The organism is Aliivibrio fischeri, assembly GCF_009727955.1.
In the GTDB taxonomy this organism is placed as follows: domain Bacteria; phylum Pseudomonadota; class Gammaproteobacteria; order Enterobacterales; family Vibrionaceae; genus Aliivibrio; species Aliivibrio fischeri_A.
Map to the genome: position 1 here is coordinate 73,682 of NZ_WOBR01000012.1, position 23,167 is coordinate 96,848.

The window sequence follows — 23,167 nt, forward strand, 5'->3', positions numbered from 1 at the left end:
CCCCACTCACATCACAAAAAAAACACCTCAAATTCCGACTTCTACTTTTATTTCCACACTGGGCAAATTCATAACCTCATAATAAATAAGGAAATGAAATAAAAAGTATGATCTATATCTCCTCAAGTATTCCAATTTCCACTTCAAAGTGGAAAAACTCTCTCTGTTCACTTTTTCTTTCCACTTATATTATTTCATCATCAAGTTACGTATTAAAAATATTATTTAGAGGAAATAAAAAACGTGAATAGTAATACTCTAGAAATTAATGAAGAGTTATTCACTGAAGAAGTAGATTCAACGTTCAATAAAGTAATATCTATTTTACGAGCTGAGAATATATTTCCAGACAGTGTTCAAAAACAAATGCTTTTTTCTCATTTAAAAGCCATGGTAATTCGTTCTCATACTAATGAGCCATTACCAGAAGTTGAAATTGAAATGTTTGATGAAATATCTAAGTCATCACACAAATTAGCTGAAGATGTCGTGACATGGTTTCCGACATTAGCATACGAAGAAACATATTTATTATCTGTTCACTTTGAAGTGGCAAAAGAAAACGAATTAACTGAAGAATTAGGAGTTTAATATGGCTGATGTAAAAGTAGTTATCGGTGACCGTCTAGGTAAAGGACAAAAAGTAGGTATGGGTGTTGAGGCTGCAGGTGGTTCTGTAACAGTAATCCCAGGCATGGCAGCAGATATGAAGCTTGGTGACATCATGAACCAAGAGCAGGCTGACTTTGGTATCTCTTTTTGTGGTAGCGGCGGTGCTGGCGCAATCACAGCTCAAAATAAATACGGCTACAAAGCAAAATATGGTATGCGCTCTGTAGAAGAAGGCGTTACAGCAATTAATGAAGGGTACAACGTTCTTGGTTTTGGTTTTATGGATCAAGAGGAACTAGGTAAAAAACTAGTTGAAGCTTTCGTTAAAAAATACAGAAGTTAATTATTTATGAAAGAATCTATTACAACAACCGTAACGGTCAGTGGTAATGGAAATACAAAACAATCAGCTTTCAGCTCTGCATTAAATAATATTCAAAAAACAATTTTAAAAGATAACGAACAAGTTATTTTACGTATTGAACCTGTTGATGTGAAATTAATTAATGCAGAGAAAAAAGAAAGAATTGAAAAGTTTATGTTTTTCTTTTTACCAAGAAATAAAACAACTTATTCAGTCACGATTGATGTCACTGTTAATGTCACAATAATTAATATTGACCAATTGGATTTCAAATCAATATAAACACCTATTTATTTAATTGCTCCTTAATTAAATATACTAACGGAAGGTATATATAGATGTTCTTAATAATATTAATAAAGTCTCTCATTATTGGGGCTTTAGTTGGTGTCGGCGTAGGTGTCGGTGCTGCTCGAATGTTCCATGCTCCAACAGTTCAAGGTATGGGTGCATTCCGTACTCTTGGAGAACTTAACTCTTGTGAAGGCGACCCTGCATCTCACTTCTCTTTTGGTCTTGGTTTCTTCTTTAACGCATGGGCATCATCTGTTGCTGCTGGTGCTTTCACTCAAGATGTTGATCACCGCATCATCCCTAACTGGGGTGCCGCTGCTCTCATGGTTAAAAACCGCGATGTAGCAACAACTATGCACGACCCGAAAAAAATGGGTATTGCTTGTGGCATCATCGGCATGATCGTCGTTGCCTTCTTAAATACAACAGCATCAGCCGTACCAGAAAGCCTACAAATCACAGCCGTTAAAGTACTTGTTCCGGCAGCTAACCTTCTTGTAAACATCGCGATGCCGGTTATTTTCTGGCTTGCTGCTATTGATGCTGGTCGTCGTTCAGGTTTTTGGGCAACTATCTTTGGTGGTCTTGCTCATATGATCATGGGTAACGCCGTTCCAGGTCTTGTTCTAGGTATCTTAATTGGTAAAGGTGTTGAAGATGGTGGCTGGAACCGTGTAACAAAAACGATGTTAACTGCGGTAATTGCACTGTTTGTTCTAAGTGCCTTCTTCCGTGGATTTGACCTTGAGCTTCTAGAATCTTTCCGACTCACTATCCCTACATGGTTAGAGAGTGTTCATACAAGCATTAGCGGCAAATAGTAAGTCTGGAGTTTTAAAATGGATGACAAATTAAAGAATAACTTTTGGTACGCAGATTGGTCTTTTCCATTCTTCGTAGGTCTGCTTTCTTCAGGCGTATTTGCTGGTACTCACATGTATTACCTATACGGCATCGGCGCATTTAACGAAGTTGCTTTCGTTTCAATGTTACGAGCAGGTATGGATACCGGTGTTTATGGTGCAGTTGCTGCCTTTGGCGCGAGTTTCTTATTCGCACGAATCATTGAAGGTTCGCTAGTTGGTATCTTGGACATCGGTGGTGCAATTCAAACCGGTATTGGACTGGGTGTTCCGGCTCTACTTCTTGGCGCTGGTATTGTTTACCCGCTAGAAAACTTTGTTGCCTCATTAATTGTTGGTTTCTTCTTAGGCGTGGCAATTGGTTACATCATCATTATTGCTCGTAAGTATACCGTTGGCCAAAGTAACTCTACCTATGGTGCTGATGTCATGATGGGTGCTGGTAATTCATCAGGCCGCTTCTTAGGTCCTTTGATTGTTCTATCTGCAATTGGTGCTTCAATTCCAATTGGTATTGGTTCATTAATTGGTGCTCTAGCATTTTACCAATGGCAAAAACCAATCACTGGTGGTGCTATCTTAGGTGCAATGGTTTTCGGCTCATTATTCCCTGTAGCCATCGGCTAACCCATCTCAGTAGTGCTCTTCAATTAAGAAGAGCACCACATAACACAGGTAAGAATTATGTATGACTTACTCATTAAAAATGGAAAATTAGTCAACGGTCATTTTGTTGATATTGCTATTCAAGCAGGGAAAATTGCCAAAATTAATACCAATATTATCGAAGATGCTGAAAAAGAAATTGATTTAAAAGGGCTTCATTACATCAGTGCTGGTTGGATTGATTCTCACACTCACTGTTATTCCGCTTCCCCTATATATAACGATGAGCCAGATTTAATTGGTGTCGCTCACGGTGTAACCACTGTTGTCGATGCAGGCAGTGTCGGTGCGGATGATATTGATGATTTTTATCAACTAACTCAAAAAAGCTCAACTAACGTATACAGCATTCTTAATATCTCTCGAATTGGTTTATTACGACAAGATGAGCTTGCTGATATGAGTGATATTGATTTGGATATCGCCAAAGAAACCATCAACAAACATTCCGATTTTGTGGTTGGCATTAAAGCACGAATGAGCGGCAGTGTTGTAAAAGAAAACGGATTAAAACCTTTGGTTAAAGCCAAAGAAATGCAAGCTCAAAATAACCACCTACCTTTAATGGTACACGTTGGAAATAATCCACCAAATTTAGATGATATTGCTGATTTACTAACAAAAGGCGACATCATTACACACTGCTATAACGGTAAACCAAATCGCACTTTAACCTCTGAAGGTGAGTTAAAAGAATCGATGAAAAAAGCCATTAAACGTGGCGTTATTTTGGATGTTGGTCATGGCGGTGCGAGTTTCAGTTTTGATGTTGCTGAACAAGCGATTAAAAAAGGGATTTATCCTGACACGATAAGTTCCGATATTTACTGTAAAAACCGAATTGCAGGACCTGTGCGTAGCCTAGCTCATATCATGTCCAAGTTTTTAACCATTGGTTTATCTCTTGAGCAAGTAATTAACTGTGTAACGATAAATGCTGCAAATGCACTGCAAATGGACACAAAGGGTCAATTAGAAGTGGGGAAAGATGCCGATCTAACCATTTTTAATATCCATCATGAACCATGTACTTTTGTCGATTCTGAACAAGGAAATCGTCAAGGCAACGAATCATTTTTACCTTTGGCAAGCATTGTTGCTGGCCAACTCATTACGACACAACACGGAGAGAAAACTGATGTCTTCAATTCATGAGAAGTATGGTCTAACTGAAGTAATTAATGCATCTGGTCGCATGACTGCATTAGGGGTTTCAACGCCAAATGAAGACGTTGTAAATGCAGTAAAAGAAGGACTTGGGCAATATTTTGATATGAAAGATCTCGTTATCAAAACCGGTGAATACATTGCCAACCTTCTAAATGTTGATGCTGCGGTTGTTGTGTCTTGTGCTTCTGCTGGCATCGCTCAGTCTGTAGCTGCAGTGATTGTTAAAGACAGCCAATACCGTTTAGAGAACCTACACGCACATGCTCACGATGTTCCATCAGAAATTGTACTACCAAAAGGTCATAACGTTAATTTTGGAGCTCCTGTTGGCACTATGGTAACTCTCGGTGGCGGAACCATTAAAGAAGCGGGATACGCAAATGAATGCTCAGCAGAACAACTTGAAGCTGCTATCACTAAAAATACAGCGGCGATTTTGTACATCAAGTCTCACCACTGTGTTCAAAAAAGTATTTTAAGCGTAGAGCAAGCGGTGACAGTAGCTCAAAAACATGACCTGCCATTAATTGTTGATGCCGCAGCAGAAGAAGATTTAAAAGGCTACTTTGCAATGGGTGCTGATCTCGTTATCTACAGTGGTGCAAAAGCCATTGAAGGACCGACAAGCGGATTAGTTGTAGGTAAAACTCAATATGTAGATTGGGTTCGCAAACAATCTCAAGGCATTGGCCGAGCAATGAAAGTCGGCAAAGAAGGTATCTTAGGTTTAACTCACGCTATCACTGATTACTTAACGGTAGAAAAAGAAACAGGCCAAGAAATGGTAGCGAAGATGGAAAAATTCATCTCTGATATGAACACCATTCATGGCGTAACGTCACGAGTAGTATGGGACAGCGCAGGACGTGATATTGCAAGAGCTGAAATTGCTTTTGACCATGAAGCCCTAGGTACAACAACTAATAATATCGTTAAGCAATTAAATAACGGTAATCCAGCAATTTACTGCCGTGGCTACAAAGCTAATGAAGGCATTATTGAGATTGATGTTCGCAGTGTTAACACCACTCAATTAAACACTATTTTCAAAAAAATTAACGCATTATTTTAAGAGAGATATTCCATGAGTTTAAAAGCTAACTTCTATAAAAACCGCGTATGCCTAAATGTATTAGCAGGCTCTGTTGATAATGCGGCTGATATTTATGACGCAGCAGAAGGTCATGTTCTTGTTGGTGTTTTATCTAAAAATTACCCAAATGTTGATACTGCTGTTGAAGATATGAAGAAATACAGCGAAGTAACAAACAATGCTGTATCTGTTGGCTTAGGTGCTGGAGATCCAAATCAATCAATGATGGTTTCGCTTATTTCACAGCACGTACAACCACAGCACATTAACCAAGTATTTACTGGTGTAGCAACAAGTCGAGCTTTAGCTGGGCAAGATAAAAGTATCGTGAATGGTCTTATTTCACCAACTGGCACCGTAGGAATGGTGAAAATATCAACAGGCCCATTAAGTTCTCGCTCTGAAGACGCAATTGTTCCAGTAGAAACAGCAATTGCCATGCTAAAAGACATGGGTGGCAGCTCTGTAAAATACTTCCCTATGGGCGGCTTAGAAACACGTGAAGAATTTACTTGTGTTGCAAAAGCCTGTGCTGATCAAGATTTCTGGTTAGAACCAACTGGAGGAATTGACCTTGAAAACTATGAAGAAATTATGCAAATCGCATTAGATGCAGGGGTTAGCAAAATCATTCCTCACATCTACAGTTCTATCATAGATAAAGCGACAGGAAACACCCGTCCTGAAGATGTAAAAACACTGTTAGACATGACAAAAAAACTGCTTAACTAAGTTTGCTCCAAAAGGCCAATTATTCGCCCCCGGATATTGGCCTTTTTTATTAAAAACAAGAGGGAAAATGTATATTTTTCAATAAAATAAATTACATCCACATATACATCACATATTGAATAAATACCATTACCCTAACGTTTTCGTTGGTTGATATTATTATCAATATAAACACTTATTAACTGTTCTGGTTTTTCTATGATCCAACTGCCTTATCCTCGTCTTAATGTCATTTTTGAAGCGCTTAGATATGAAGCTCTTCCTCAGCAAGAACTTGCTCAGCGTTGTGATATTTCGACACGAACAATTCGAACAGACATCTCTGCCTTGAATGATATTTTGGCCTCTTATGGTGCCCAAATTCAACATCAGAGAGGAAAAGGCTATCACTTTGATATCTATGATGAGACTCGTTTTTTAGATATTGAAAAACAAACGAAAAAAATGAAATCATCTCCTCGCAACGCCAAAGATCGCATGGTGTATTTGATGATGCGTCTATTATCTCAAGAGGAAGAATGTAAGTTGGATGATCTTGCCAATCAATGGTTTGTCAGTCGCACTTCGCTACAAGCCGATATGGGAGAGATTCGTGAGCAACTTGAACAATATAATTTAGAGCTAATAAGCAAAGCGCATTGTGGATTACGATTATTTGGTGAAGAGCAAGCTATTCGAGCTTGTATCGCCCATATTTTATTTCAATTTAAACCAAGCGATCATACGTTTATTGATGTATGTGAATATTTTTTCCCAGAGATTAACCACCCGTCCTTGAAATCCGATTTACTTGAGCTAATTAATAAAAATCACATCAAGCTTACCGACGAAGGTTTGCATCATTTAGTCGTTTATTGTGGTATTGCCTTACATCGCTTAAAACAAAATGCGAGTATTCATCATGTAGATCAACCCAACCTCAGTGAAGAAGCACAAAAAACGGCAACAGAGTTGAGTCAAACCATAGAAAGTTTACTTGGTGCGCCTTTACCTCAAGCAGAAATCGATTACCTCAGTATTCAAATTGCTGCTCGTCGAGTTACTGGGGTTCCTGAAATCGACACTCAAAAACCAACGGAACAATTAGAGCTAACTCAATATTTATTGAATTACGTGAATACACATTACAACTACGATCTGCGTAATGATGAGCAATTAAAACGAGACTTACTCTGCCATATTACGACCATGATCTTACGAGTTAAGTATCAAATTACCATCCCAAATCCACTATTTGATCATATTAAACGATACTATCCATTGGCTTATGATATGACTGTAGCAGCCATTTCTCATTGGGGTAAACATTTAATTCCAGACGGTGAGATCGGTTATTTAGTCATGCATATTGGTGTTGGACTAGAACGTAATTTTTCACTTGAAGAGCAACTTCCACCAAAAGCTTTACTTGTTTGTGACTCAGGCACATCAATCGTGCGTTTACTTGAATCTCAGCTTATGCGCTCACTGCCTCAACTCACTATAGAGAAAGTAGAGAGTCTTAGGGATTATGAAGAACTATCAAAAGTAGATGCCGATTTCGTTATTTCAACAGAAAAAGTATCCCAAAAAAACAAACCAACCATCACGGTATCTCCGATACCAACGAGCTTCCAATTAGAACAAGTAAATAAACTCATTCTAATGAATCGCTCACATCCATATATGTTGGATAAGTTTTTTGATCTCCGCTATTTTTCTGTTCTGGATAAGCCAATGACACAAGGTGAAGTGCTCAAAAAATTCAGCTCTCATTTTACAGAAGATGACATCACCCCTATTGAGTTTTACGACTCTGTTATTGAGCGAGAAAGCATTACATCGACAATTTTAGGGGAAGGCATTGCGATTCCACATTCTTTGGGATTACTCGCTAACGAAACCAAAGTATATACCATCATTTCTCCACACGGTGTGGATTGGGGGAACGGGAAAATAGCTCATGTAATTTTTCTTTTTGCTATCAATAAAGACGATTATGAAGAAGCAATGAGCCTTTACGATTTATTTGTGACCTTCATGAATGGTAAAGCCGTCGATACCATCTTAGGCTGCCACTCTTATGATGAATTTCAATATGTTGCTAAAGAATGTTGGTTTAATCGAAAAAAAGATTGGTAAATAAAAAACCCCGGAACATGCCGGGGTTTTACATATCAATTAAATTGAATGATAAAAATTATCCGCGAGGCTTAAACTCAAGCACTGGCGCTTTCTCTCCATCATTCACATCTTTTGGATTGTTAATAACTAAAAAATCCAAGGCGCGTCCTGTAGGACTAAGTAACGCAAGCTCTTCTCTATGTTCATCTTCCAAACAAATATTTAATGAAATATTTGAAAGCGCCTTAACACCAAATTCATCTTCTAATGTCTCTAGTGCTTCTTGTAGGTTTTCAGCAAGAGACTTACTGTCCCAGCGACCTTTAAATTGGATTTCCAACGACTTCATCCTCTACTTTCTTAGTACACATCACATTTAGCATGGAGGTGTTTTTTAATTTTCTGGCCGCACCACCTTTAAAGAGTCCCAAATTATCAGCACCCCAATAAGGCAATAATACAGGCCATTTGTCTTTGGTCATTATTGTTGAATCAAGCAAGATTTGCCATTGCTCTTTAGTAACCAAATCCATATCTATTTGCTGACAAATTTCTTGAGCATGTAGAGATGTAGCTCGAAGCCATGGCAAACTATTTTCCATATAAAAACCTTCACTACTGTCATCAGTAAATGGAACGACAAAATGAAGATTATTTATCTTTGCTTGCTTACGAATAGTAATAGGATCAGGTTCTGGCTCGCTTACCGTCTCTGAAGCTCTTTCAATCGGTTCTTCAACTTGAGGCAACAAAGCTAAGTTCACTTCCCTTAATGCTGCATGCTTAAATAACCGATCACTTTGTAAACTTCTTAATTGCTTTTGCGCTGCAGTGAAATCTTGATAAGGCCCAATCAAGCAACGTTTAGCTTCTCCCTCTAATTTAAAGTTAATCGAAGCATCCACTTTCTTTTGAATATGATTTACTTTTTCTTTCGTCAGATCCTGATTAAACACACCACATTGAATCCAAAACTCGCTCTTTCCTTTTTCTAATTTTGGTTGTTGATTTCCCCATAAACCATCACCAATTGGGCAAGCATCTAACAACACATTTTTCGCATCAGAATACGCAGCTTTAGAAAAACAAATCGAGGTAAGTGCGCTTTCCTTTTTAACCACATCATCATTTGAAGCATCATTGGCATAAGCATGCGTCATAACAAGGACGCTACTTAATACTCCCAATGAAATTTTTGTTATTTTTATTAATTGAGCCATCAAATTTCTCCAAGCAAGCACTTACAATATTATCAGCATAGCAAAAGTTATGTTTCAAATCCGAGAACCTCATTCTAATGCGCTTATATTACTCATTTTCATAGAATAAAATGGCTATCCATAAGCCGATAAACTAAAATTATTTTTCCCCTTCTCTATTTATGTCGAGTAACACATGGAAGTTGAACTGTTAGAAATACAGCATTTTTTATCTCAATACCCTCCGTTTAATTTACTTCCAGAGGAAGCGATAAAAGAAGCGGCGCAAAGTGTTGAAATATCTTATTACCGAGCAGAAACCATGGTGATTGGCTTTGGTGATGAGATCAAAGATCTCTACATGGTTCGCAGTGGTATCATCGAAGTATATCGTCGAAATGGAGAGCTTTATAACCGTCTTGATGAAGGCAGTATCTTTGGCCAAATGGGGCTATTAATGAACAATAAAGTTCGTTTCCCAGCCAAAGCCCTAAAAGATTCCCTGCTTTATTGCATTCCTGAAGCCGTTTTTGATGATTTCTGTGAACGCTATGATGAGTTCTCTGACTTTGTTGAAGTAGAAGATGCCACTCGTTTAAAACAAGCGGTTGAAAACACAGAAGACGATGCAAACGACTTAACAACATCTAAAGTGAAAACGCTGATCACCCGTGAAGCCGTAATGATTGAAAAAAATCAAACCATTCAATCTGCTGCAAAAACCATGGCTGAAGAAAACGTATCGGCGGTATTAATTACAGATCCCGACATCGATATCGAAGAAGAAGATAATAACTTTGTTGGTATTATTACCGACCGAGATTTATGCACCAAGGTATTGGCGTGTGGCTTAGATTTTGAAACACCCGTATCTGAAGTGATGTCGACAGAATTAATATCTCTTGATCACAACGCTTATGTTTTTGAAGCGATGCTGATGATGCTACGCTACAACGTCCACCACCTTCCTGTACTAAGAAATAAACAACCCATTGGCGTTATTGAGGTTTCTGATATTGTTCGCTACGAATCGCAAAACAGTTTGTTGTTTGTAAGCAGTATTTTCCAACAACAAACCATTGAAGATTTAGTGATTCTTTCTACTCAATTGAAAGATTGTTTCTTACGTATGGTCAACGAAGACGCCAACTCTCACATGGTTGGTAGCGCAATGTCTGAAATTGGACGTAGTTTTAAACAACGCTTATTAGAACTAGCAGAAGAAGAGCTTGGGGAGCCACCTGTGCCTTATTGTTTCTTAGCTCTTGGTTCTATGGCTCGTGACGAACAATTAATTGTTACAGACCAAGATAATGCGATCATTTTAGATAACGAATACAACGAAAAAGAGCATGGTGAATACTTCAAAGCACTATCTGAATTTGTCTGTGATGGCTTAGCGGCTTGTGGCTATAAATATTGCACAGGCGATATCATGGCAACCAACCCTAAATGGCGTAAAACTCAATCAGAGTGGGAAGAATGTTTTGCCGATTGGATTGATAACCCGGATCCTCAAGCGCTATTAAATAGCTCTATTTTCTTTGATTTAAATGGTGTCTATGGTCGAACTAAATGGGCAGAACAACTTAATGGTTTCATTGTTCGACGTGCGAAAAAGAATAACCGCTTCTTAGCTTGTTTAGCACGAAACGGCTTACGTCGAACGCCACCTCTGGGTTTCTTTAAAGACTTTGTAATGGAAAAAGATGGTCGTCATAATAATTCCATTAACCTAAAGCGTCGTGGTACAGCCCCACTAGCCGATTTAATTCGTGTTCACGCATTGGCCATTGGTTCTCATGCTCAAAACTCATTTGAACGTCTAGATGACATTATCGAAGCCGGTATTTTACCTAAATCCAAGGGGCAAGATTTGCATCATGCAATGGAATTAATCTCACTGGTTCGATTACGCCACCAAGCATTAGATGTCGAAGCTGGTATTGAACCCGATAACAATATCGAACCTGAAAACATGTCAGACTTTGAACGCCGTAATTTAAAGGATGCATTCCAAGTATTAAGTAACGCACAAAATTTCTTAAAATATCGCTATAACGCGAATAAATTCTAGGAGCTAATGATGATCCCACATGCTCCTCAAGAAATTTTAAACTGGCCCTCCTTTTTCAAGCATAAGCAGGAGATCAGTAAAGATAAGCGGCTAAAAAACTTCTACAAGACAGGAACGTACGAAGAAGAAACACCACTGAGTGACATTGAATTTGTCGCGCTTGATTTTGAAACAACAGGATTGGATGCGAACCAAAATAGTATTATCAGTATTGGTTTAGTGCCTTTTACGTTAGAACGTATTTTTTGCCGTCAATCACAACACTGGTTTGTAAAAGCACAAGACAGCTTAGAAGAAAATTCAGTGGTTATTCATGGTATTACTCACTCAGATCTACAAGGTGCTCCTGATTTACGCCGGATTTTAGAACAGGTATTAGATGCACTCGCAGGAAAAGTCGTAGTTGTGCACTATCGCCGTATAGAACGAGACTTCTTTGATACAAATCTTCGTAGTTTGATTGGTGAAGGGATCGTTTTCCCTGTCGTAGATACCATGCAAATTGAAGGGGATTACCAACAAGAACAAGCGAAAGGCTTTATCAATTGGCTTAAAGGTAAGCGTCCAGAATCAATTAGATTAGCCAACACTCGGCTACGTTATGGATTGCCTTCATACCCTCCCCATCACGCATTAACGGATGCAATAGCGACGGCTGAATTATTTCAAGCACAAGTGAGACACCACTTCTCACCTCACGACCCAATTCGTAAGTTGTGGTTATAACGTTTTATTTATATTGCGATGAAATATAAAAAAGCCGATGAAGATAAAACTTCGTCGGCTTTTATTTGCACGTAATAATCTAAAATAAATTAACTACGGTTATATTTTTCTGTTCTCATACCCATCAACAAACTTACACACATCGCAAGTAAAATCAGGGTAAATGGTAACGCTGTTGAAATTGCACCAGCTTGTAATGCTTGGATAGCTTCAGTACCGCCAACCCACAGTAGAGCAACAGCAATCGCACCTTCCATAAACGCCCAGAACACACGTTGTGGCATTGGCGCATCCACTTTACCACCAGCGGTAATACTATCGATAACCAATGAACCTGAATCCGATGAGGTGATAAAGAACACAAGCACCAGAACAACGGCAATCATAGAAAGAATATTACCCATAGGCAGAGCATCAAACATTTCAAACATAGCTAAAGAAACATCTGTCAGGCCTTTTGAACCTAATGTGCCAATGTTATTTACAACTTGATCAATCGCGACACCACCGAAGATAGACATCCACAATACAGTAAATAGTGTAGGTACAATCAATACCGCAGTAATAAACTCACGAACCGTACGACCACGAGATACACGCGCAATAAACATACCTACAAATGGAGACCACGAAATCCACCAAGACCAATAAAATACCGTCCAACCATGCATCCATGCCTCATCTACACGACCATGCGGATTACTTAACGGAATGATATTTTCCACATATCCCATAATCGTTGTTGGAATCGTCCCCATTGATATAGCGAAAGTAACAAGAGCAACAAAAGCCAATAGTACAATGGCAATTAGCATATTGATGTTACTAATGACTTTTACACCACCATCAATACCACGCATTACCGATACAACAGCAAGTAAGGTAACAACAAAAATAATTGCGACTTGAAGACCTAGACCACCATCTATACCAAATACATGATGGAAGCCACTCGCAGCTTGCTGAGCACCTAAACCTAATGACGTCGCCAGACCAAATAAAGTAGCAAGAACCGCTAAAATATCAACAACGTGGCCAGGCCATCCCCATGTACGATCACCTAAAATTGGATAAAAGATAGAGCGCATCGAAAGTGGCAACCCTTTGTTATAAGCAAAGAATGCTAATGACAAAGCAACAACACCATAAATAGCCCAAGGGTGTAAGCCCCAGTGGAACATAGTTGCACCCAGCGCTAACTTCGCGGCTTCTGGTGTATTTGCCTCAACGCCAAGCGGTGTTTCAAACCAGCCAGTAAAATATGCGACAGGCTCAGCTACGCCCCAGAACATCAACCCAATACCCATACCTGCAGCAAATAGCATTGCTATCCAAGATACCATTGAGTAATCCGGTTTGGCTTTATCACCACCCAGACGAATTTTGCCAAATGGCGATACAATCAATGCTAAACAGAAAATAACAAAGATATTAGCTGACCACATGAATAAACCATCAAATGCATTAATGATCTTCCATTTAAAACCATCAAGAACGGTTTTGGCGCTTTCGGGATCAGTTACTGCTACAGCAACTAAGAAGAGTGCAATCAGACCTGCGCTGATGCCAAAGACGGGATTATGTACATCAAATCCCCATTTCTGAACGTTATCCTGTCCAACAGTATAATCCGTATTATCTATACTGTACTTATCCTTATTTCTACTCATTATTCCTCACTTCGAGCCTTAGCTCTCTGTTTTGGTTTAATTCAAATACTCGCTTTAAAATATTTAAACACACCTAATGATCTTAACAACTGAGCATATAATTGCCAGTAAAAGCAGCGAATTAGCCTAATAAAACAACAAATAAAGGGGAATTATCCATATTGTGAAACACAATATCTGTTCTACAAACAAAAAAGCGATGAATAATTCACCGCTTTTTTATTAGTTAAAAAATAGATTAGCCTTTATAAATTTTAGGATTAAATACATCCCTTAACCAGTCACCAAGTAAGTTAATCACTAAAACTAACGTCACCAACACAAGTCCAGGGAAAGCGGTAATCCACCACGAACCTGAAAAAATATAGTTAAATCCGATACTAATTAACGAACCTAAAGAAGGTTGATCAACGGGTAAACCTAACCCTAAGAAAGACAGCGCCGCCTCTGACATAATCGCATTAGCAATTTGAACCGTTGATATAACCAAAATAGGCGATAAACAATTAGGAAGTATATGGCGGAACATGATGCGAGGAGAACGGAACCCCATAACTTTTGCCGCTTCTACATACTCTTTTTTCTTCTCAGCAAGCACAGATGCACGAATGGTACGAGCGTATTGTGGCCACTCTGCTACCCCGATAATCACAACAAGCATCACCACTGCATACTGACTAAAAAACTCAGTACCAAAGCTGGCTTTAAAAATAGCAGACACAATAATCGCCACCATCATTGTCGAAAATGACAGCTGCACATCGGCAAATCGCATTAAGAAACTATCAATTCGACCACCAAAATAGCCTGCTGATAACCCAATAATGATGCCTAAAGTAAGTTGTACTGCTACCGCCAAGAAACCAATCGTTAATGACAAGCGCGAACCATAAAGAATCGTCGATAACACATCTCGTCCTTGGTCATCAGTGCCAAGAAGAAATCGTTCATCTCCCTCTTCCATCCAAGATGGTGGTAGCTCTGAATCCATAATATCAATCGAACTCAAATCGTATGGATTAGTAGGCGCAATAACAGGAGATAATAGAGCCCCTAATACAAACACTAAAAATACAGCAAAGCTGAACATCGCAACTTTATCGCGTAAAAAATAATACAGAAAATCAGATGATTTAAATCGTTCCCAACGCGTTGGAACGTGAGTCGTTGTCGTATTCATGATTACGCTCCTTTACCTGTGATATCAACGGTTGGGTTAATTAATCCATATAACAAATCAACAATAGTGTTTGTTACCACGAAAATAAGACCAACAAAAATAACGTAAGCAGTAATTAATGGCGTATCTACACGGTTAATCGCTTCTAAAAATAAGAACCCAGTCCCCGGCCACTGAAAAACAGTTTCAGTAAGAATGGTATAAGCCACCATGGTACCGATTTGAACCCCACCAACCGTTAACACTGGTAGCATGGTATTTTTTAAAGCATGTTGATAATAAATTTTATTGGTTGCGATCCCTTTTGCTTTTGAGAACTTAATGTATTCAGAACTTAATACTTCTAGCATTTCAGAACGAACCAAACGAATAAATAGAGGAAGCATAATTGAAGCAAGAGAGATACACGGCAAAATCAGATGAGCCAAACCATCAATAGTAAAAAATCCTGACTCCCAACCAAGTAAGTTATACGTTTCCCCTCGCCCATAAGATGGCAACCAATTAAGTTCAATAGAGAAAACATACATCAGCATAATCGCGGTAAGGAAAACAGGTATTGAAATACCAATACTGCTGAATGCCATAATGGCTTTAGTAAAAATACTTTTTGGATTAATAGCAGAATAAACCCCAAGAGGTATCGATAAACAAACAATAATAATTGCTGCACCAAACACTAATTCTAGCGTTGCAACCAATTTATCAAGAATGACTTCTACCGCAGGTTTTTTAAAGAAATACGATGTACCAAGGTCACCTTGTACCGCATTACTTATAAATCGAGAATATTTGGTAATAAATGGGTCATTTAGACCTAAATCATCACGCAGAGCCTGACGCTCAGCTTCAGAAACCGACTGACCAACTAATTCACGTAACGGGTCACCCAAATTATCTTGGATGGAAAACGCAACCAGACTGATCACAAACATCACTATCAGTGCCTGAAACAGGCGCTTGACCAGAAACGTAAACATTCCTTGTCCCCTTTCTTTATCCTAAAAATGACATGAGAAAAACATCTCTATATCTAACAAATTGTTGGTATTACTTTTATTAAGAAATGAAAGACATAAATAAGGCTGCTCTAACACCATAGAGCAACCTTTTCATTTATGTTTTTATTTAACCACTAGGTCACCAAAGTATGGGTATTCCATTGCGTTTACGATTGGCTTGATATCAATGTTTGATTTTGCACCCCAAGCAAGGTTCTGCCAATGTAGAGGAACAAATGCCGCATCATCATATAAGGTCTTTTCAACCGTTTTCAGGATTTGACTGCGCTTCGCAGGATCCGTTTCTACGTTAGCTGCTTCAACCATCTTATCTAGCTCAGGGTTAGAGTAATGACCACAGTTATACTGACCTTTACCTGTTTCTTCATTACGCGTCATAGTTAGGAACTCAGAGAAGTTCGCTGAATCTTCTGTATCTGAGTGCCAACCAATCATCATCATGTCAGCAGCACATAGGTCAAATTGAGGCCAATATTGTGCTTTTGGTAGTGTTTTAAGATCAACTTTAATGCCGATTTTCGACAACATCGCAGCAGCAGCTTGTGCTACTTTTGCATCATTAACATAACGGTTATTTGGCGCCATCATGCTAAGTTTAAAGCCATCTTTATAGCCAGCTTCAGCCATTAGCTGTTTAGCTTTTTTCAAATCGTAACGAGGAACCAACTCTGCATCATAACCTGAGTAACCTGATGGGCCTTGTTGACCAGCGGTAGTCGCAAAACCTTTCATGATTTTCTTAACGATACCTTCGTTATTAATTGCATGAACAATCGCTTGACGAACACGGACATCTTTCAGTGCTTCATTGCTGTTTTGGTTCATTTGGAACGTAATAATACGAGTACCAGGAAGCGTAACTAAATCAATACCTTTCGTATTTTTAACACGCTTATGATCGTTTGGCGCTACCGGAGCAATAATATCTACGTCGCCAGAAAGAAGTGCCGCTACACGAGTAGCATTTTCTTTAATTGGTACTAGCGTTAACTCATCTACGTTACCTGGCGAGCTCTTATCCCAGTAATCATCAAAACGATCAAATACCACTTTCACGCCTTGCTCACGTGATTTAACAACAAATGGACCTGTACCTGAGATGTGTGTCGATGCAAAAGAATTACCGTGTTTTACGATTTCAGACTTATCTTTACCGTCTTCAGTCTTACCCGTATAGAACTTGCTATCCATTGGGAAGATATAGGTAGCGGTTTGAAGTACAAGTGGGTAAGCACCTTTAGAAACCAGTTCGACCGTATAATCATCAATTTTAACTAGCTTTTCATACGGTTCAAAAATTGCTTTAAAATCTGGAGAATCCTTTAATCGATTGAATGTCCATACAACATCATCAGCCGTCATTTCATTACCAGAATGAAACTTCACGCCTTTACGTAAACTAAAACGGAAAGTCGTATCATCAATACGTTCCCATTTTTCAGCTAGGCGAGGTTCAAAATCGAACGACTGCGTGTAACGCACTAGGGGGTCAAATACCATATGAGAAAGTTGTAGCGTACCGCCAGATAGCTGCTCATGTGGATCGAGTGATACTGGATCTGCATCATAGGCAACAGTAATATCTGCAGCTGCTGCACTAAAACTTAAACCTGCAGCCATCAATGCGATAGCTAATTTAGTCTTCATGGTTTTCATTGCATAACTCCTTATGCGGGACTGTATCCCTAGTTTGTTGTTTTGTTGTGTTTGTATTTATTATTTGATGGTTTATACCGATGTAGTGTGTTCCCTTAAACCCTTAAATTCCGGCATAAGAGAAATTAACTGTTTACTGTATTCATGCTGAGGATTGGTATAAAGATTCTCTGTTGGTGCGACTTCTAGTAACGTTCCCATCTGCATTACACCAACACGATCACACATCTGACGAATCACTGGTAAATCATGACTGATGAACAACATGGTTAGATTCAATTCATCCTGTAAATCTTTCAATAAATTGAGAATTTGGGCTTGAACCGATACATCTAAAGCAGAAGTTGGTTCATCACAAATCAATAAACGTGGACGTGTTGCTAATGCACGAGCGATAGAGATACGTTGACGTTGACCTCCAGAAAACTCATGCGGATACTTCAAGGCTGCCATTCGGCCCAAACCAACGTGATCCAAAAGATCATTAACGATCTGTTGCGTTTCTGATTCTGAACGAGTGAGTTTATGAAAACGAATCGGCTCAGCAATAATGTCGAAGATTTTCATGCGCGGATTCATTGATGTATATGGGTTTTGAAATACCATTTGCATTTGACGACGCATCGGACGACGCTCTTTTTCCGATTTCAGAGCCGTAAGATCAATACCTTCAAATGTCACTGAACCAGAGTTTGGCGGGTATAAGCCTGCGATAACACGAGCAATGGTTGATTTACCTGAACCTGATTCTCCCACCAAACCAAAAGTTTCACCTTCATGAATTTCAAAGCTTACATTATTAGAAGCTTGGACATATTCACGACGGCTTTCAAAAAAAGAATCTTTTGTTACGAAACGAAGATTTACGTTCTCAACTTTCAATAAAGGGCCAGCGTATTCACGCTGATCTTGGCTTTGACCTAACCAGTGATTTTTTACGTCAATAGGCTCATGCTCAACCGCTTCTTCGATATAACTTACTAATGGAAAACGATCTAATTTAATGTCCGAACGAGGAACAGCAGAAATTAAGCTACGAGTATAAGAATGATCAGGATCGCCCAATACTTTTTCAGTTTTACCAAACTCAACGAGATCCCCACGGTACATCACTGCGACTTTATCTGTCACATTAGATACCACACCCATATCGTGAGTAACCAACATACAACCAACGTTATTTTTAACGCATAGCTCGCGAATTAGATTTAAAATTTGATCTTGAATGGATACATCCAATGCCGTTGTCGGTTCATCAGCAATGATCAGATCGGGTTCACCAGCTAATGCAATAGCAATAACTACACGTTGACGCATACCACCAGAAAATTGATGTGGAAATTGTTTTAATCTATTTTCTGGCTGAGGGATGCCAACTTGTTCCATTAAAGATAATGCACGAGCATAAGCCTCTTCAGGAGAAACAGATAAATTGGCATGAATGGTTTCCGTTAATTGCTGCTCAACAGTAAATAAAGGATTTAATGAGGTCATTGGGTCTTGGAAGATAAAACCAATTTTAGAACCTCGAACCTTACGCATTTCTTCAGCGGTTAATCCTGATATTTTTTCTCCATCAAGAAACACTTCACCATCAGCAATAACACCTGGAGGACTTAATAAATCAATAACAGCATTACCTACTGTTGATTTACCTGCACCTGATTCACCAACAACACCAACAATTTCACCACGCTCAATTGAAAATGACAGTGACTTAACAGCGGCATGAACACCATGACGTGACGGATATTCAATACGTAAATTTTTAACTTCTAAAAGTGACATTCTCAGACTCCGACTACTCGGCAGCATCCTGCCCTGTCTGCACATTGATTCCATTCGTAACAATTTATGTAACTGTTACTTGTTTAGGACACCAATGTAGTCAATTATTCACATAAAAGCAACAATTAAAGAGCAATAAGCTGTTTAATGCTTTTGTAGTGCATAAAAAATCATAAAATCATAAATAGTCATTAAGTCTCACTTTTTAAAAACAACAACCAAGAACATATAAAACAGGCACTTATAACAAAGTTAGAATTCAAAATATGACCATTATCACCATTCATAATAATGTAAATAAAAACATAAATAATCTTAACATTTTACCTAGTATTAAATACTAGTAAGCTTGAATTCTATAGGTATATTGTTTGCTCGGTGTGTATATAAGGCACTATAAAATCAGCCAACCAAAAACAAATAGGATTAAACACCAGGATAAATTTAAAAAATAAAAAGAAAGGTAAAACCAGATAAAATGGTGATAATGTGATGAGGATAAGAAGATTCTATTATTCAGAAATGAAAAAAGCCTCGTCATTTCTGACGAGGCTTTGAATGTGGTCGGTGAAGAGGGATTCGAACCCCCGACCCTCTGGTCCCAAACCAGATGCGCTACCAAGCTGCGCTATTCACCGACTTGTTTTATTCTAACTCTTGGGAAAATGAGTTAAAAATGGAAACCTAAACAATGAGGTTACCCGCAAATTAATGGGGTGGCTAACGAGATTCGAACTCGCGACCACCGGAATCACAATCCAGGGCTCTACCAACTGAGCTATAGCCACCACAAATTTGGTATTTACTGCCTTAGCAATAAATGAAATAGTGGTCGGTGAAGAGGGATTCGAACCCCCGACCCTCTGGTCCCAAACCAGATGCGCTACCAAGCTGCGCTATTCACCGACTTGTTTTCGTTTCAATTCTTGGGATGTTGCTTGAATCAAAACTGGAAACTCATACAAGTTACCAAAATAATGGGGTGGCTAACGAGATTCGAACTCGCGACCACCGGAATCACAATCCAGGGCTCTACCAACTGAGCTATAGCCACCACTACTTTTTGTGCCTTTAATTTATATTCCGGATGGCACGCCCGAAAGGATTCGAACCTTCGACCTTTGGCTCCGGAGGCCAACGCTCTATCCAACTGAGCTACGGGCGCATACCCTATCGGCGGAGAGGAATAATACGGATCTGTGTGACTCACGTCTAGTGTTTTTTTTACTTTTTTTGTTGTTTGGTCTCTTTTTCAACAATTCCTTAGTGTTTATCCGCATTTTCTTTAGGCTTAGTGGTTTATTGCAACAATTTAAGCAGATATAATCACTCAATATTTACACGATATTAACGTTATGATTTTATCAATTCGTTAAAAACTCGGTAAATACAATAAAATCGGCTGAAGCCAATAATAATAACTGGGAGTGTAAAGTGAACTTTATGGAAAAATCTGTTCGTAACATCATCATTGCAATGGTTGCTGTATTAACTTTTTCAACCACCTCTTTTGCAGCCAATAACTCTGATGATGCTATTGCTGAGCGAATTAAGCCTGTTGGCCAAGTTTATCTTGCGAGTGATGTTCCTGTGGTTGAAGAACCAACAGGCCCTCGTTCTGGTGAGCAAGTTTATAATACTTTCTGTATTGCCTGCCACGCGACAGGGGCTGCTGGTGCACCAAAAACACAAAACGCTGAAGATTGGGCTCCTCGAATAGCAAAAGGTATGGACACACTAAAAGATCATGCTCTTAATGGCTTTAATGCAATGCCAGCAAAAGGATCTTGTATGAATTGTTCAGATGATGAAGTTATCGCAGCAGTAGAGCATTTAATTAAAGGTTTATAAAAATAACCCACTTATAAATAAAAATGCCCATAGAATTCTCTATGGGCATTAACGCTCTATTTTTTGAGCATCGCTCTGAGGTTTGCAATATTTGCTTTCCCTCTCTCCATTCGCTCTTCTTGAGTTGGCTTGGGTTTCTTCATTTCCCAATCCAAATCATCATGAGGCAACTCTTCAAGAAAACGACTAGGCTCTGGACGAATTAATTCTCCATACTGACGACGCTCTTTACATAATGTAAAGGTCAGTTCTTTTTGAGCTCGCGTTATCCCCACATAAGCTAATCGCCGTTCTTCCTCTACATTATCTTCATCAATACTCGTTTGGTGAGGAAGAATTCCTTCTTCTGCTCCAATTAAATAAACGTATGGAAACTCTAGACCTTTAGATGCGTGTAAGGTCATTAACTGAACTTGATCAGCACCATCTTCATCTTCTCCACGCTCCATCATGTCACGTAACGTCAATTTCTGAACCACTTCCTTTAGTGTCTTCTCTTCATTGTCATAGTTATCACCTTCTAAATCGGCAACAATCCATGAATAGAGATCTGACACATTTTTCATTCGCATTTCAGCGGCTTTAGCACTCGTTGATGTTTCATACAGCCAGTCTTCATAATGAATGTCTTTTACTAGGGAGCGAACCGCTTCAACAGTATTTCCTCGTTCAGCATTTTCAGAAATAGACACAATCCAGTGACAAAAACGACGAAGCGATTCTAACCCTCGACCAGAAAGCGTTTGCTCTAAACCTATTTCAAAACTGGATTCAAACAAGCTCTTTCCACGCATGTTGGCGTAACTACCGAGCTTTTCTAACGTCACAGGACCAATTTCACGACGAGGTGTATTCACCACGCGTAAAAATGCGTTATCGTCATCTGGATTAGTTAATAAGCGTAAATAAGCCATGATGTCTTTGATTTCGGCACGAGCAAAGAAAGAAGTCCCCCCAGAAATCTTATAAGGCACTCGGTTTTGCACTAAAGATTTTTCAATCAAACGAGATTGATGATTGCCACGATATAAAACCGCGTAATCTTTATAATCTGTTCGATTCAAGAAACGATGTGCAATCAATTCACCTACAACTCGTTCTGCTTCATGTTCATCGTCTTTGGCCGTTAAAATTTTTATCTGCTCACCATCAGGAATTTCAGAAAACAGACGTTTTTCAAACGCGTGAGGGTTATTCGCAATAAGAATATTCGCTGCACGCAGAATTCGACTGGTTGAACGATAGTTTTGTTCAAGCTTTATGACACGTAAGTTTGGGTAATCTTCATTCAATAACACTAAGTTTTGTGGTTTTGCTCCACGCCATGAGTAAATTGATTGGTCATCATCACCCACCACGGTTAATCGACCTCTTTCACCCACCAATAGCTTAACGAGTTCATATTGACTCGTATTGGTATCTTGATATTCATCGACAAGTAGATAACGGATTTTCATCTGCCAACGTTCACGCACTTCTTGATTGGTACGCAGCAGCAATACAGGCAGTGATATCAAATCATCAAAATCAAGTGCGTTATACGCCTTCATTTGGTTTAAATACATTTCATAGCAAAAAGCAAAAAGCTGATCTTGCTCCGAACGAGCAAACCCTTTGACTTGTGCCGGCGTTAACATGTCATTCTTCCAATTAGAAATACTACTTAGAAGTTGACGTAATAAATCTTTATCACCATCAATCTGTTTTTCTGTTAACTCTTTTAACAGTGCCAGTTGGTCTTGATCATCAAATAATGAAAAACCAGCCTTTAGACCAAGAACCTTATATTCACGGCGAATAATATCTAAACCCAATGAGTGGAAGGTTGATACCATCAATCCACGAGACTCTTGCTTACCTAATGTTTGTCCAACACGCTCTTTCATTTCACGAGCCGCTTTATTGGTAAAGGTTACAGCTGCAATGTTTCTCGCCTTATAACCACATTGCTGAACTAAATAAGCTATTTTATTAGTGATTACACGCGTTTTACCCGACCCTGCACCAGCCAATACTAAACACGGCCCAGAGACAAATTTAACGGCCTCATCTTGCTGTGGATTAAGTTTCATGAATCACCTATAAAATCGATAATGAATTA

Annotated in this window: 20 protein-coding genes and 5 tRNA genes; 12 read left to right on the forward strand and 13 right to left on the reverse strand. The window is 38.9% G+C overall.

The genetic code is table 11. The annotated features are described in order from the left end of the window. The first annotated feature begins 243 nt into the window (after positions 1-243). The 9 genes from GNP81_RS16810 to GNP81_RS16850 all read left to right on the forward strand — a co-directional run bounded on the left by GNP81_RS16810 (position 244) and on the right by GNP81_RS16850 (position 7,915). The gene (locus GNP81_RS16810) at positions 244-591 is read left to right on the forward strand and encodes a transcriptional regulator (protein ID WP_336495502.1); all 348 of its coding nucleotides are present in this window, start codon (positions 244-246) and stop codon (positions 589-591) included. A 1-nt stretch (position 592) separates the two neighbouring features. After that, positions 593-955 carry a glycine-rich SFCGS family protein gene (locus GNP81_RS16815; protein WP_065639775.1) on the forward strand — a complete coding sequence of 121 codons (363 nt, stop codon included), beginning with the start codon at positions 593-595 and terminating at the stop codon, positions 953-955. A 6-nt stretch (positions 956-961) separates the two neighbouring features. After that, positions 962-1,258, forward strand: a complete 297-nt coding sequence (locus tag GNP81_RS16820) for a DUF4312 family protein (RefSeq protein WP_146864700.1) — start codon at positions 962-964, stop codon at positions 1,256-1,258. Between the two features lie 56 nt (positions 1,259-1,314). After that, a complete protein-coding gene (locus GNP81_RS16825; protein ID WP_005421478.1) occupies positions 1,315-2,091 on the forward strand; it encodes a DUF4311 domain-containing protein in 777 nt (258 codons plus the stop codon). An 18-nt stretch (positions 2,092-2,109) separates the two neighbouring features. After that, entirely contained in the window at positions 2,110-2,760 is a 651-nt protein-coding gene (locus GNP81_RS16830; protein WP_012534360.1) for a DUF4310 family protein, read from the forward strand. 57 nt (positions 2,761-2,817) lie between these two features. Further along, positions 2,818-3,954 carry an amidohydrolase/deacetylase family metallohydrolase gene (locus GNP81_RS16835; RefSeq protein ID WP_155675023.1) on the forward strand — a complete coding sequence of 379 codons (1,137 nt, stop codon included), beginning with the start codon at positions 2,818-2,820 and terminating at the stop codon, positions 3,952-3,954. Further along, on the forward strand, positions 3,938-5,041 hold the full coding sequence (locus tag GNP81_RS16840) for a DgaE family pyridoxal phosphate-dependent ammonia lyase (protein WP_155675024.1): 1,104 nt from the start codon (positions 3,938-3,940) through the stop codon (positions 5,039-5,041). Before GNP81_RS16835 ends, GNP81_RS16840 begins: the two co-directional genes overlap by 17 nt. 12 nt (positions 5,042-5,053) lie before the next feature. Next, positions 5,054-5,794, forward strand: a complete 741-nt coding sequence (gene dagF, locus GNP81_RS16845; protein ID WP_155675025.1) for a 2-dehydro-3-deoxy-phosphogluconate aldolase — start codon at positions 5,054-5,056, stop codon at positions 5,792-5,794. Positions 5,795-5,992: 198 nt separating this feature from the next. Continuing rightward, positions 5,993-7,915 carry a BglG family transcription antiterminator gene (locus tag GNP81_RS16850; RefSeq protein WP_155671390.1) on the forward strand — a complete coding sequence of 641 codons (1,923 nt, stop codon included), beginning with the start codon at positions 5,993-5,995 and terminating at the stop codon, positions 7,913-7,915. A 58-nt stretch (positions 7,916-7,973) separates the two neighbouring features. Here GNP81_RS16850 and GNP81_RS16855 read toward each other — a convergent pair whose 3' ends face one another. Together GNP81_RS16855 and GNP81_RS16860 are read right to left on the reverse strand one after the other, a co-directional pair. Continuing rightward, positions 7,974-8,246, reverse strand: a complete 273-nt coding sequence (locus GNP81_RS16855; protein WP_080562697.1) for a hypothetical protein — start codon at positions 8,244-8,246, stop codon at positions 7,974-7,976. After that, positions 8,221-9,117: an SPOR domain-containing protein gene (locus tag GNP81_RS16860; RefSeq protein ID WP_155675026.1), complete on the reverse strand. Its 897-nt coding sequence runs from the start codon at positions 9,115-9,117 to the stop codon at positions 8,221-8,223. Before GNP81_RS16860 ends, GNP81_RS16855 begins: the two co-directional genes overlap by 26 nt. A gap of 175 nt (positions 9,118-9,292) precedes the next feature. Here GNP81_RS16860 and GNP81_RS16865 point away from each other — a divergent pair, with 175 nt between their 5' ends. Both GNP81_RS16865 and GNP81_RS16870 read left to right on the forward strand, forming a co-directional pair. After that, on the forward strand, positions 9,293-11,173 hold the full coding sequence (locus GNP81_RS16865) for a DUF294 nucleotidyltransferase-like domain-containing protein (protein ID WP_005421488.1): 1,881 nt from the start codon (positions 9,293-9,295) through the stop codon (positions 11,171-11,173). 9 nt (positions 11,174-11,182) lie between these two features. Next, a complete protein-coding gene (locus tag GNP81_RS16870; RefSeq protein ID WP_155652865.1) occupies positions 11,183-11,899 on the forward strand; it encodes a 3'-5' exonuclease in 717 nt (238 codons plus the stop codon). An 89-nt stretch (positions 11,900-11,988) separates the two neighbouring features. Here GNP81_RS16870 and GNP81_RS16875 read toward each other — a convergent pair whose 3' ends face one another. The 10 genes from GNP81_RS16875 to GNP81_RS16920 form a co-directional block, all read right to left on the reverse strand. Beyond that, positions 11,989-13,569 (reverse strand): BCCT family transporter, encoded by a 1,581-nt coding sequence (locus GNP81_RS16875; protein ID WP_155651233.1) that lies wholly within the window; start codon positions 13,567-13,569, stop codon positions 11,989-11,991. A gap of 238 nt (positions 13,570-13,807) precedes the next feature. Further along, positions 13,808-14,749 (reverse strand): ABC transporter permease, encoded by a 942-nt coding sequence (locus GNP81_RS16880; RefSeq protein ID WP_005421492.1) that lies wholly within the window; start codon positions 14,747-14,749, stop codon positions 13,808-13,810. Positions 14,750-14,751: 2 nt separating this feature from the next. Further along, positions 14,752-15,729 carry an ABC transporter permease gene (locus GNP81_RS16885; protein ID WP_005421493.1) on the reverse strand — a complete coding sequence of 326 codons (978 nt, stop codon included), beginning with the start codon at positions 15,727-15,729 and terminating at the stop codon, positions 14,752-14,754. Between the two features lie 144 nt (positions 15,730-15,873). Further along, positions 15,874-17,427 (reverse strand): ABC transporter substrate-binding protein, encoded by a 1,554-nt coding sequence (locus GNP81_RS16890; protein WP_155675027.1) that lies wholly within the window; start codon positions 17,425-17,427, stop codon positions 15,874-15,876. A 72-nt stretch (positions 17,428-17,499) separates the two neighbouring features. After that, entirely contained in the window at positions 17,500-19,215 is a 1,716-nt protein-coding gene (locus GNP81_RS16895) for a dipeptide ABC transporter ATP-binding protein (RefSeq protein WP_017020124.1), read from the reverse strand. Positions 19,216-19,776: 561 nt separating this feature from the next. Beyond that, a tRNA-Pro gene (locus tag GNP81_RS16900) sits at positions 19,777-19,853 on the reverse strand. Between the two features lie 74 nt (positions 19,854-19,927). Next, positions 19,928-20,003, reverse strand: a tRNA-His gene (locus GNP81_RS16905). Between the two features lie 41 nt (positions 20,004-20,044). Further along, positions 20,045-20,121: transfer RNA gene (locus GNP81_RS16910), tRNA-Pro, on the reverse strand. Between the two features lie 72 nt (positions 20,122-20,193). Beyond that, positions 20,194-20,269, reverse strand: a tRNA-His gene (locus GNP81_RS16915). A 34-nt stretch (positions 20,270-20,303) separates the two neighbouring features. Continuing rightward, a tRNA-Arg gene (locus tag GNP81_RS16920) sits at positions 20,304-20,380 on the reverse strand. Positions 20,381-20,658: 278 nt separating this feature from the next. Between GNP81_RS16920 and GNP81_RS16925 the strand changes: the two genes are divergently transcribed. Next, entirely contained in the window at positions 20,659-21,066 is a 408-nt protein-coding gene (locus GNP81_RS16925) for a c-type cytochrome (protein ID WP_011262871.1), read from the forward strand. 56 nt (positions 21,067-21,122) lie between these two features. On the opposite strand, the gene rep is transcribed toward GNP81_RS16925, so the two are convergent. Next, entirely contained in the window at positions 21,123-23,138 is a 2,016-nt protein-coding gene (gene rep, locus GNP81_RS16930; protein ID WP_012534349.1) for a DNA helicase Rep, read from the reverse strand. Positions 23,139-23,167: the final 29 nt, after the last annotated feature.